Below are 12859 nucleotides of genomic sequence, written 5' to 3'. Positions count from 1 at the left end.
TATTAATGAGTTAGATAGTATAGTAAATGAGCACAACCGAAAAAAATGTATATGCCGAAAGTTCAGAAGCCCCCGATCAATTAGAAGATTTAATCGGTTATATTCGTTCGATTCGTCGTTTTCCAAAGGGTTTCACAGCATTACAGCTGCATTTTTCTGTTCTTGACCGTTTGCATCAACAGCCCCACCATCGCCGCCTTATTGCGCAAAGCTTTAACAATATTGTTAATGCCCATGAAGGAAAATTATTCTGGACAAAAAATTTCGATCTTTTTGTCGTGTGTAAACAATGCCCGGAAATAAAACTCGAAAAAGCGCAAATGCTGGCTATTCGCGCCGTCGAAGAAGCCGAAATCATGAAGAACCTGATTGAAACCGGCAGAGAAGCCAGCCTTTGCAAAACATATAAACTTAGTATGGATTACGATGATTTTCTGGAAACCATCGAAGCCATGCATAGAAACAAAGAACAGCTTGATAACCCCGGCAACCAACCAACGCTTCAAACATTAATGGCGGATATTGATAAACCTATTGATCAAGATAAGCCAGAAGATAAGCCCGCAGTTATCGTCGAGCCAAAAAAGAAAACAGTTCCTTTATATGAACATGTCTTTCCTGGCCATGTTGACCCGCCAATGGGACCTATGGAACTGGATAAATTGGAACGTAATCTGCAAACAATGGATATGTTTAATTTAATTCGGGAACAAAATGTTTGCGTCGTCATGGACGGTATTTCACCCGAAGTCATTTATACAAAAAAATTCGTGTCCATGTCAGAAGTTAATGAATCCGTTTTGCCTGGTTATCAATTAGCCGGTGACAAGTGGTTATTTCAACGTTTGACCAGCACTCTAGATTATAGATTGATGCAGGCGCTCATAGATTACAGCAGCTTCCCGGCAGGGGTTTTATCTATCAATATGAATGTCTCTAATGTGCTGACCAAAGAATTTGATAAATTTATATCCGAACAAAAAAAATTCTCAGATAAGCCCATGATACTCGAGTTTTCATTATTCGATATTATGTCAGATTTAAGTGAATATTATGTAGCTCAAAAGAAAATAGAGCAACTAGGACTTAAAATTTGTATCTGTAAAATGGACATCCAGTCGTTCTACATACTTGATCGCAGCTTGATGAATGTTGATTTCTTAAAAATATCATGGAAAAAGAGCTACTTACATTCCCTTGACACTTCTGAAAGAGAACGAATAATTCAAGCGATTAAAGAACAAGGAAAAATGCGTGTTGTTCTTTCAGAATGCGACACACATGATGCCATAAAGTATGGCTCTGATCTTGGGATAGTCATGTTTCAAGGATTCGAAGTCGACCGACGACAGGGTATCTAAGCGTTAGTACTCGACGCCAGCACTTTCAAGCACACGTACAATTGATCGTAATCTTCTATCTTCCTTGGCAATATCAAGAGGTGTTCTGCCCGTGTTATCAGCAATTGACCAATCTGCATTTGCCTCAAGCAGCATTTTTACAGTCTCGCGGTCATTACCAACAACCGCTTTGTAAAGAGCTGTTTCACCGCTTCGATCAGAAATATTCACATCTGCATTTTGTGAAATAAGAAGCTCAACAACATCACGAGCCCTTAATCTTGCTGCTACCATAAGCGGTGTCTCACCAGTGGATTTACGCGGAATATCCGTTTTCGCATTTTCACTTAAAAGAAAAGTGACCATCACACGGTCTTTTTGCGCAGCCGCCAAATATAACGGTGTTTCACCATCTGAATAATCACGCGTATTCACGTTAGCGCCTTTTTGAAGATACGATTGCAGTTTTGCGTAATCTTTATCTTTAACCGCTTCCAATAAGTTATATGCATCCGACATACTTCCTTCTTGCGCAAATGTCATAACAGGCGCCGTCATTATCATGAACAAGGTCATAATGAATAACTTTAAGGATTTTCCATTGCACATACGTCAACTCCGGTCTTTATAATTTGTGAAACTCATACTATATATAACATACTTTATATTGAGTCTATTATTAACCTAGCTTGAACTGCGGTGATACCATGAGCAAGAATGTACAACCCAAAAAACCCAATGTAAAAATACTGTTAAGTGCAGTATTGGCGATTATTGCTGCGATTGTTTGGATTCAAGCCTTAAATCAGGATAACACCCCGACGGCTTCAGAAAACAGTCGCGCACTTATTGGTGGTGAATTTGCATTAACCAATCACATGGGCGAAGCGGTTACCGATAAAGATTTCTTAGGTAAATATATGCTTGTCTATTTTGGTTATACATATTGCCCAGATGTTTGCCCAATGGACCTACAGATTATGGCAGATGCCATGAATGAACTTGACCCATCACTTGTTGATCAAATCAACCCGGTATTCGTTTCCGTTGACCCGGAACGCGATACCGTCGATGTCATGGCGGAATACGTGGGATTTTTCCATAAAGATATGATCGGCCTAACGGGAACAGTGGATCAGGTAAATAACATTAAAAAAGCATATCGTGTATATTCTGCTAAAGCTGATGATAGCGCAGACTATCTGGTGGATCATACATCATATACTTACCTTATGGACAAGGATGGTTCACTTTTAAAACATTTCAATCACGGCGAAGATCCGGTTGAAATGGCAAGCACAATCACAGCACTTATCAATTAATGGCGCCCGTAAACAAACCTTTCTGGAACGAAAAATCATTTTCTGAAATGACCCATGATGAATGGGAATCGTTATGTGATGGTTGTGGGCTTTGCTGTTTACACAAACTTGAAAATGCGGATACCGGGAAAGTTTCCTATACCAATGTGGCTTGTAGATTATTAAATACCGAAAACAGCCGCTGTAAAAAATACAACAAACGAAAAAAACTGGTTCCTGATTGCATCATATTAAAACCTAGCGATCTGGATCGGTTTAAATGGTTGCCAAAAACATGTGCTTACCGTCTTATCCATGAAGGCAAAGATTTATATGACTGGCATCCGTTAAAGAGCGGCTCTAGCTTAACCGTTTTTGAAGCGGGCATATCTGTTGCCGGCAAAGTTATATCGGAACGCGACGCAGGTAATCTTGAAGATCATATTATCCATTTCGAATGGGAAGATGATGAATAGCATTCATGATTTTAATCCAGAAATTAAATATCATAAAAGGGCAAGACGCATAAAGCTTCGTTATGATGCTGAAAATGGCCGCGCCATCATCACCTTGCCACCATTCACGAGCAAACGTTCCGCTTTATCTTTTGCTGAAAACCACATTGACTGGTTAATTGAACAACGTGATAAGTCACCAGATATCATACTAATGAAACCCGGTAGTATTATTCCCTTTCTCGGTATCGATAAAACCATTATTCACGAACCAGATTTCCCTGCACGCGTCATCATGACAGAAGATGAAATTATTGTCGGTGGCCGGATAGAAGGTTTTGGGGTCAGAATAGAGAATTTCTTAAAAAAAGAAGCTCGTTTACTGATTGAACCTATTGCCCATGAACTGGCCGACAAAACCGGAAAATCATTTAAACGTATTCACATACGTGACACCAAAAGCAGATGGGGAAGCTGTTCTTCAACCGGTACATTATCCTTTTCATGGCGCCTTATCATGACACCTCCGGAAATATTGGAATATGTGGTTGCCCATGAAGTGGCACATATTTCTGAAATGAACCACAGCTCTGCTTTTTGGGCAATTGTTGATCAATTGGTTGATAATTCTAAAAAATCGCGAAAATGGTTAAAGACTGAAGGTCAGAATTTGATGCTCATAAAGGCGTGTTAATCAAATTTGTGGTCGTGATCTTGGGCTTACATTCGGTGTTTCAAGCGTTGCGTCATTCCTTCCAATATCTACACGGTACATGAAATTTTTCCAGATATGGGCTGGCGTGCTACCGCCTGTAATCCCCTGCATGGGGGTACTATCATCTTTACCAACCCAAACCCCATTGATCATGTTTTTACCGTACCCTACAAAAAGCGCATCTTTATAATTCTGCGTCGTACCGGTTTTTCCAGCCACTGGGAAATTCATCAAGGCGGACCTTGCGGTGCCGGTTGCAACCACATTTTGCAGCATTGCATGCATGGTATAGGCCACTTCCTGATCAAGAATACGGATTTCATCTTCTGGAATGTGTCTATATAAAACCTGACCCGCGCTATTTTGAATTTCCACAATACCATATGGTGTCGTCGCAATGCCTCCCCGCGCAATTACGGTATAAGCGGCCGTTAATTCAAGCAAGTTTACTTCCGATGCTCCAAGGGCAATACTTGGTTCAGTTGTCAGCGGTGATACAATTCCAAGTCTACGTGACATGTTAATCACGTTATTTCTATTTACTGATTCTGAAAGCTTCACAGCCACTGTGTTAATGGATTTTGCAAAGGCCGTTTCTAAATTTACATCGCCAAGATATTCGTCGGTATAATTTTTCGGCGCCCATCCATTTAACATGATCGGACTATCACGCATCATTGTTTCTGGTCCGTATCCTGCTTCAAGTGCCGCGAGATATACAAATAATTTAAACGCGCTTCCCGGTTGACGCTGTGCTTGAACGGCACGGTTAAATTGGCTTTCGTTATAATCACGTCCACCAACCATAGCACGCACAGCACCGTCCGTATCCATGGAAACAAGCGCGCCTTGCATATTTTCTTCATCACGTCTGCCGAGCGTTTGTCTTACGGCCCCTGCGGCCATTTGCTGCATTTCAGGGATCATGGTTGTGTGAATAATTATCGGTTCTGATATACTGCCGATTAAATCCGGTAATTGTTCGACAATCCAATCAGTAAAATATCTGACATTACCGCCAGAATTTTGATTGATCCGAACATTATCGCGCTTTGCACTATCCGCTGTTTGCTGATCAATAAATTCTGTTGCCACCATATTATCAAGAACGATCGCCGTTCGGTCATAGGCACGCTCAACATCCCTAAGCGGGGAATATAATGCTGGTCCCTTTAACATCCCGGCGAGCATCGCCGCTTCCGTTAGTGATAAATCACGTGCGCTATGGCCGAATATGGTTCTAGCCGCCGCATCGATGCCATATGCGCCTGACCCAAAATAAGCACGGTTCATATATATGGTTAAAATTTCTTGTTTACTAAGTCGCATTTCAAGCAGAAAACTCAGTAGCAATTCCTGTACTTTTCTTTTCAAAGTTCTGCTTGAGCTTAAATATAAATTTTTGGCTAGCTGTTGTGAAATTGTGCTGCCGCCTTCTACAAGCCTGCCTTCTGAAATATTATTAAACATCGCACGGGCTAGGCCGCGAAAATCAATTCCATTATGATCAAAGAATCGTCTGTCTTCAGTGGCAATGATAGCTTCGATTTGTTCGACGGGAATTTCTTCATATTCCAGCCATTCACCAAAAACATCACCATATGTGGCGATTGTGCCACCGTCACGGTCCATAACCATGATTGTATTTGATGATGTTGCCTTATCGATATTGGAAATATCCGGAAGGTCATATGAATAATATATGACGAGTGGCACCATTAAGACTGTCGTCCAGACAACAGCCACCGCCACACCATAAAAAAGACGGCTAAAACCCGTTCTTTTTTTGATGATCTTTTCTCTGGCGCCTTTTTTAGCAGGCTTCTGTTTTTCTGCTTTCTTCTTTACCATCACTGCTCTTCTTCATGAAACTGTTTCACCATAAGAGAGCGGCAAAAATATGACAAGTAAAGAGTGATATTCTAATTTACTTGACATTAGTTTCATTTGTAACTATTTTATTATTTATAACTTGAAACAAAGGATTTTGCCATGATTGACCGAATTCACCACGTTGCCTACCGCTGCATGGATGCGAATAGAACTGTGGACTTTTACAAAAAATATATGGATATGGATTTGGTTTTGGCAATTTCCGAAGACAAGGTTCCGTCAACCGGCGAGCCAGACCCATATATTCATATATTCCTGGATGCTGGCAGTGATAATGTTCTGGCTTTTTTTGAAATCCCCAATTCACCCAAAATGGGTTTTGATGATAATACACCAGACTGGGTACAGCATATTGCTTTTAAAGTGGCTGATGAAGAAACGCTCATGGCCGCCAAGAAAAAGTTAGAAGATGATGGCATTGAGGTCGTCGGCCCAACCAATCATCATATTTTCCAATCCATTTATTTCCGTGATCCGGATGGCCACCGCCTTGAACTTGCTTATGATACAGCAAGCTCGGAAGACCTTAAAAAATTAAATGAAATTGCACCTGAAATGATGGTCGAATGGGCCAAAAGCAAAAAGACGTTAAAACATGCGGCCTGGCTTCATGAAGAACAGTTTAAAGAATAAATAAGACATAAAAAAAGCGGGTCCAACTGGCCCGCTTTTTTATTAAATTGAGTATATCCTATACATCAAGGTTCGCAACACTCAGGGCATTATCCTGAATAAATTCACGGCGTGGTTCCACCACATCACCCATCAGTTTCGAGAATATTTCATCGGCCGTATCACCATGATCTACTTTAACCTTGAGCAAACTTCTTGCATCAGGGTCCAATGTTGTTTCCCACAGCTGATCCGGGTTCATTTCACCAAGACCCTTATAACGCTGAATAGAAAGACCCTTACGGCCATATTTAATGATATATTTCAAAAGCTCACTTGGTAAATGAATATCGTGGCTTTCTTCCTTACGCTTAATCACAGACGTTGTTGCGAAAATATCTGCGCGTTCTGTGGCCGCTTCGTTTAATTTACGTGCTTCCGCAGAAGCAATGAACACAGCATCAAGACGGTAAACATCTTTGATACCGCGAATTTCTTGTACAAAAACAGCACCATCACCATTTTCGTCCAATTGCGCAGTCCAGTTGTCTTCACCAATGCTCGCACGGGCATTAAGACGCGCGGTTACTTTTGCAAGAACGTCATCAGCCCCGTTACCACGAATAAGCACATCTTCATTAAGCGCACCTAACACGGCAAGTTCTTCGATGATTTCTTTATTGTATCTGTTGGATACATGAGCAAGAACACGGTTTACATTGCGCGTATTTTCAACAAGGTCCGCAAGGTCATTACCAGCGATTTGTGTACCGTCACCAAGGGTCAGCAACATTTCTTCAAGCTGCTGCGCAATCAAATAATCCTCAAGTGCCGGATCATCTTTTAGGTATACTTCCGATTTACCGCGGCTCACTTTATAAAGTGGTGGCTGCGCGATATAAAGATAGCCATTTTCAATCAGTTCCGGCATTTGACGATAGAAAAACGTCAGCAGAAGCGTACGGATATGCGCACCGTCCACGTCCGCATCGGTCATGATGATAACTTTATGATAACGCAATTTTTCAATATTAAAATCTTCGCGACCAATGCCGGTACCAAGCGCCGTGATGAGCGTGCCTATTTCCTGACTGCCGAGCATACGGTCAAAACGTGCGCGTTCCACATTCAAAATTTTACCTTTTAGCGGCAAAATTGCTTGGTTCTTACGGTGGCGACCTTGCTTGGCACTACCGCCCGCACTGTCACCCTCCACGATGAATATTTCAGCAAGTTCAGGATTTCTTTCCTGACAATCCGCAAGCTTACCGGGCAGTGACGCCACATCAACAGATTTTGTTCTGGTTAGCTCACGTGCTTTACGCGCTGCTTCACGGGCTGCTGCCGCTTCGCAGATTTTACCGATGATGGTTTTGGCTTCCTGTGGATGCTCTTCAAACCATTGGCCAAGTTTTTCATTCAGCAAGCTTTCAACAACCGGACGCACTTCTGAAGACACCAGCTTGTCTTTTGTTTGTGATGAGAACTTCGGATCAGGAACTTTAACGCTAAGCACACATGTCAGTCCTTCACGGCTATCATCACCAGAAAGGGACACTTTTGCCTTTTTCGCAATGCCCGTCGAATTGGCATAACTGTTAATCGTTCTGGTTAGCGCACCACGGAAACCCGCCAAATGGGTGCCCCCGTCACGCTGCGGAATGTTATTGGTAAAACAAAGCACATTTTCATGATAGCTATCATTCCATTGAAGCGCACATTCAAATACGATGTCGTCTTTTTCACCCATAATCGCAATCGGTGCATCAATGAGCGCCGTCTTACTACGGTCTAGATAATCAACGTATGCAATAATACCGCCTTCATAATAAAGCTCGACTTCTTCGTGATCAGAACCACGGTGATCTTGAACAACGATACGCACACCACGGTTTAGAAACGCAAGTTCACGGAAACGATGCTTCAATGTTTCATAACTAAACTCTGTTTGCGTAAATGTTTCGGCTGATGGCTTGAATGTCACCATTGTACCCGTTTTACCCGGTGCATCACCAACGACAACGAGGTCTTCAAGCGCTTCACCATTTTCAAAGCGCATATAATGTTCTTTGTCATTTCGCCAGATACGAAGATCAAGATAATCGGATAGCGCGTTTACAACAGAAACACCCACACCATGAAGACCACCGGAAACTTTATAGCTGTTACTATCGAATTTACCACCCGCATGAAGCTGGGTCATAATCACTTGCGCGGCTGAAACGCCCTCTTCTTCGTGGATATCAACAGGAACACCACGACCGTTATCGGTAACAGATACGGAACCATCATCATTCAGGGTCACAAGAACCTTGTCACAATAACCCGCAAGCGATTCATCGATCGCATTATCGGAAACCTCAAAAACCATGTGGTGAAGGCCAGTACCATCATCAGTATCACCGATATACATACCCGGTCTTTTACGCACCGCATCAAGCCCCTTAAGAACTTTAATCGAGTCCGCACCGTAATTTTCTGCGCCCTCAGTTGCGTCTTTTGTTTCCATTTCGTCAGACATAAAATCCCGTCCTTTTTTATACAAATATTTTACTGCGTGACTATAGCACGCTTCGTTTTAATGTGCTTCTATTTTTCCGTCTTTAAAGTGAAAAAAACGTGCTCTTTTTTGCATTAAATCAAATAATGATCTGTCTGTTCCCGTAAGCCAGACTTGTGATCCAATATCCCCTAATTCTTCGAATAAAAATCCGCGTCTTTTTTCATCCAAATGCGCTGCAACTTCATCAAGTAATAATACTGGAGGCGCACCAAATTGTGTGGCGGTCAGACGCGCACTCGCAAGCGTTATACCGATAAGAAGCGCTTTTTGTTCACCCGTCGAACATAATTCCGCGGGCATGTTTTTTTCTTTATGGCGCACAAGCAGATCCGTTTTATGAGGGCCAACGGATGTACGGCCGGATCTTGCGTCAATATGACGGCTGGCAACCAATTTTTCACAAAATTCCGCTTCAACCTCGAGCGCCGGTTTGCTTAATAATCCCTCTTCCAAAAGTCCACCAAGGGCAAGAACCGCACTTGGGAAAGCAGATTGGCTTTCCGCGATTGCACTGGATAACTTTTCAAGGGCATCTAGCCTTGCTGCAGCCACCGCAACACCATGTTCAGCCATCCTGCTTTCAAGGGATCCGATCCAGACGGGATCTGCACCACCCTCGCTTAATAATTTGGCTCGTTCACGCATCACACGTTCATACGCACTGACCTCGCGGGTGTGGGACGGATGATAGGCCGCCACCATGCGGTCTAAAAAACGTCTGCGGCTTGAAACACCATCAATGAACAAACGGTCCATTTGCGGTGTAAGCCACGCCACTTGTAATATTTCACCAAATGCAGCAGGACTGGATAATGTTTCCCCGTCCAACCTGCCGATGCGTCTGTCATTGGCGGTTTCAGAACTTAAATCCGCCCTTGGTACAAGACCGCTGCCCATTTGGCGTTCACCATTTGGCGTCATAACACGGCCCGCCACCGCCCAACTGCTGTTTGCATTAATGCGGCTAACATCAGAAAGTTTGGCCCGTCTTAATCCGCGCCCCGGCGAAAGGAATGAGATCGCCTCTAATAGGTTTGTTTTTCCGGCACCATTTGCACCGGTCAGCACCACTGAATTTGAACCCGCATCCAGCGTCATGCTTTCATATGAACGAAAATTCGTCAGCATAATACGGTCCACATAAAGAACCAGTGCCTTACCCAAGGGCAAGGCACTGACATTATCATGTGTTTCGTTAGACTGTGCTGAAACGTTCACCAAGGCGTCCTAATTATACGCGCATCGGCATAAGAACATAAAGCGCACCTTCATCCGTTAGATCTTTAAGGATTGTTGGCGCCGCAGCATCCGCAAAGGATACCTGAACCACATCACCTTCGACCTGCGCCAAAATATCCAGAAGATATCTTGAATTAAATCCGATTTCCATTTCATCAGATTCATAACTTACCGATACTTCTTCACGGGCAGTGCCATGTTCCGGACTTGTCACCGTCAAACGAAGCTGGCCATTGCTCATGGCGAGTTTCACAGAACGTGTCTTGTCGGATGAAATGGTTGATACACGATCAACGGATTCAGCAAGAACCTTGCTATCCACTTCCATGTTTTTATCGTTACCTTCCGGGATAACGCGCGAATAATCCGGGAAAGTACCGTCGATTAATTTCGATGTCAGCACAATGTCCGCAAATGCAAAGCGAATTTTTGTATCTGAAAGGCTGACTTCTACTTCGCCTTCATATTCGTCGATAAGTTTACGAAGCTCGCCAACGGCTTTACGCGGAACAATAATGCCCGGCATATCCGCCGCACCTTCCGGCTGATCAACATCAAAACGAGCAAGACGGTGACCGTCCGTTGCCACACCACGAAGTACCGCTTCACCGTTATCATCAGATGCTGCATGTAGATAAATACCATTTAGATAGTAACGTGTTTCTTCGGTCGATACCGCAAAGCGTGTTTTATCGATCAAACGTTTCAGATTAACACCTGTTACATTAAACTTTACCGGAAGGTCACCCTCTGACATCACCGGGAAATCTTCGCGTGGAAGACAGGAAAGCGTAAATTTGGAACGTCCTGCACTAATAGACAGTCTACCGCTATCCACATCATAATATAATTCGACCTGCGCCCCTTCAGGAAGCTTACGAACGATATCATAAAGCGTATGTGCTGGCGCTGTAATACCGCCTGCTTCTTCTGTTTCAACAGCAACACTTTCACCAATGGCAATATCCAGATCGGTAGCGGCCAGATTCAAGCGTCCTTCTTCTCCCTCAAGTAAAACATTTGACAAAATGGGAATCGTATTGCGGCGCTCAACAACACTCTGGATGTGACCAAGAGATTTAAGCAATGCGCCTCTTTCAATATTCAATTTCATTTGATAATTTCACGCTTCTATTCGTTAAGATTTTAAATCAAAGACTTTAATAAAGCCCAATTCATTTTATTATTTTTTTATGAAAAACAGACTATCATAATCAGCCATTACGTCAATGGCTTTTTAAGAGTTTTCTGCCGAGTCGCAATATATTGTGGGTGAGAGAGAATCGTGCCTATATTTCGTCTTAAAATCAGGTACTGAACATACGTTCCAGATGAAGGATATCCTCTTCTAGCACACTATCGGTTTGCCTTAGTTCTTCAATGCGTTTTACAGCATGCATTACCGTTGTATGGTCACGTCCGCCAAACTTTCTGCCGATGCTTGGCAGTGATTTTGATGTCAGATGTTTACATAAATACATGGCAACCTGTCTTGGGCGCGCAACCTGTCTGGCGCGGCGGGATGACAGCAAATCAGATAGTTTAATGTTGAAATAATCGGCAACCTGACGCTGGATTTCATCAACGGTAACGCGGCGGTCATTGGCACGTAGCAAGTCCTGTAAAACTTCCTGTGTCATTTCCAGTGTAATCGGGCGACCAATAAGGGTCGAATGAGCCACCATACGGTTAAACGCCCCTTCAAGCTCACGCACATTGGAACTAATTCTACGCGCCAGAAGCTCGATCACTTCGCTTTGGATTTCCACTTCAGGAATGCTGTTTGCTTTTTGCTGTAAAATACCAAGTCGCAGTTCATAATCCGTTGGATGAATATCAGCAACCAGCCCCCAACCGAGCCTTGATCTGATGCGCTCTTCAACGCCTTCAAGGTTTGATGGTGAACGATCCGCAGACAGAATGACTTGACGGTTATGATCAATCAACGCGTTAAAGGTATGGAAAAACTCTTCCTGGGTTGAATTTTTATTGGCGATAAATTGTAAATCGTCAATCATCAACAGATCTACGTTTCGGAACTTTTCCTTAAAGCTCATTGTGTCTTTATATCGGATTGACGAAATGAACTGATACATGAATTGTTCCGCCGAAAGATAAACAACCTTTTTATCGGGGAAATTTTCACGGATCGCCCACGCGATCGAATGCATCAGATGGGTTTTACCAAGCCCCACGCCACCATGCAGGAATAGCGGGTTAAAATTCACGTCTTTATTTTCAGCAACCCTGCGCGCTGCGGCATAGGCAAATTCATTGGATTTACCGACAACAAAGCTATCGAATGTAAACCTCGGGTCAAGCGGCGCGCCAAAACTATTGTCACTGACGATGCGGATGGCTTCTTTCTTTTCTTTTTTCGCTTTTTTGGGTTTTGACTTGGAAACCGTGTTATCAACATCTTCGATTTCTTTATCAGCCCCCTGAAACCCGGAAAGAACAACAATATCAATATCAGTGACACTAATATTGACACGTTGCCATGCATTTTTAAGACGATCGGAAAAATTGGATAAAATCCAGTTGCGCATGAAACGTGTTGGCGCAGCCATAATGGCGCAGCCGCCCTCAACATTGATAAGTGCTAAAGGCTTAAACCAGCTTTTATAGGTATTCTCATCAAATTCAGCGCGCAAGGTATCCAGTACCAGATTCCATTGCATATCAATAGTATTACTCATGACCGCTTCATTTGTGTTTTGATGTCCCACTTCACCCTTCAT

11 protein-coding genes are annotated in these 12859 nt (G+C 43.0%); 5 read left to right on the top strand and 6 right to left on the bottom strand.

Annotation, left to right across the window (positions count from 1 at the left end):
* The first annotated feature begins 26 nt into the window (after positions 1-26).
* A complete protein-coding gene (locus tag KW060_RS00055; protein ID WP_249036431.1) occupies positions 27-1361 on the top strand; it encodes a hypothetical protein in 1335 nt (444 codons plus the stop codon).
* A 3-nt stretch (positions 1362-1364) separates the two neighbouring features.
* On the opposite strand, the gene KW060_RS00050 is transcribed toward KW060_RS00055, so the two are convergent.
* Positions 1365-1883 (bottom strand): ankyrin repeat domain-containing protein, encoded by a 519-nt coding sequence (locus KW060_RS00050; protein WP_249036430.1) that lies wholly within the window; start codon positions 1881-1883, stop codon positions 1365-1367.
* A 164-nt stretch (positions 1884-2047) separates the two neighbouring features.
* Between KW060_RS00050 and KW060_RS00045 the strand changes: the two genes are divergently transcribed.
* From KW060_RS00045 to KW060_RS00035, 3 genes are read left to right on the top strand one after another with little or no spacing between them, the layout of a single operon-like run.
* Entirely contained in the window at positions 2048-2662 is a 615-nt protein-coding gene (locus tag KW060_RS00045) for an SCO family protein (protein ID WP_249036429.1), read from the top strand.
* On the top strand, positions 2662-3117 hold the full coding sequence (locus KW060_RS00040; RefSeq protein ID WP_249036428.1) for a YcgN family cysteine cluster protein: 456 nt from the start codon (positions 2662-2664) through the stop codon (positions 3115-3117). Before KW060_RS00045 ends, KW060_RS00040 begins: the two co-directional genes overlap by 1 nt.
* The gene (locus KW060_RS00035) at positions 3110-3790 is read left to right on the top strand and encodes a M48 family metallopeptidase (protein WP_249036427.1); all 681 of its coding nucleotides are present in this window, start codon (positions 3110-3112) and stop codon (positions 3788-3790) included. Before KW060_RS00040 ends, KW060_RS00035 begins: the two co-directional genes overlap by 8 nt.
* On the opposite strand, the gene KW060_RS00030 is transcribed toward KW060_RS00035, so the two are convergent.
* Positions 3791-5662: a transglycosylase domain-containing protein gene (locus tag KW060_RS00030; protein WP_249036426.1), complete on the bottom strand. Its 1872-nt coding sequence runs from the start codon at positions 5660-5662 to the stop codon at positions 3791-3793.
* Positions 5663-5803: 141 nt separating this feature from the next.
* On the opposite strand from KW060_RS00030, the gene KW060_RS00025 reads away from it, so the two are divergent.
* Positions 5804-6337: a VOC family protein gene (locus KW060_RS00025; protein WP_249036425.1), complete on the top strand. Its 534-nt coding sequence runs from the start codon at positions 5804-5806 to the stop codon at positions 6335-6337.
* Positions 6338-6395: 58 nt separating this feature from the next.
* On the opposite strand, the gene gyrB is transcribed toward KW060_RS00025, so the two are convergent.
* The 4 genes from gyrB to dnaA form a co-directional block, all read right to left on the bottom strand.
* Entirely contained in the window at positions 6396-8837 is a 2442-nt protein-coding gene (gyrB, locus tag KW060_RS00020) for a DNA topoisomerase (ATP-hydrolyzing) subunit B (RefSeq protein WP_249036424.1), read from the bottom strand.
* Between the two features lie 57 nt (positions 8838-8894).
* The gene (recF, locus tag KW060_RS00015) at positions 8895-10097 is read right to left on the bottom strand and encodes a DNA replication/repair protein RecF (RefSeq protein ID WP_249036423.1); all 1203 of its coding nucleotides are present in this window, start codon (positions 10095-10097) and stop codon (positions 8895-8897) included.
* Between the two features lie 13 nt (positions 10098-10110).
* A complete protein-coding gene (gene dnaN / locus KW060_RS00010) occupies positions 10111-11232 on the bottom strand; it encodes a DNA polymerase III subunit beta (RefSeq protein ID WP_249036422.1) in 1122 nt (373 codons plus the stop codon).
* A 193-nt stretch (positions 11233-11425) separates the two neighbouring features.
* Positions 11426-12859 (bottom strand): chromosomal replication initiator protein DnaA, encoded by a 1434-nt coding sequence (gene dnaA / locus KW060_RS00005; protein ID WP_249036421.1) that lies wholly within the window; start codon positions 12857-12859, stop codon positions 11426-11428.

It is taken from the genome of Pseudemcibacter aquimaris (assembly GCF_028869115.1).
Lineage (GTDB): Bacteria > Pseudomonadota > Alphaproteobacteria > Sphingomonadales > Emcibacteraceae > Pseudemcibacter > Pseudemcibacter aquimaris.
Note: the sequence above shows the minus strand (reverse complement) of the source record. Positions and strands in the feature narration are given on the sequence as shown.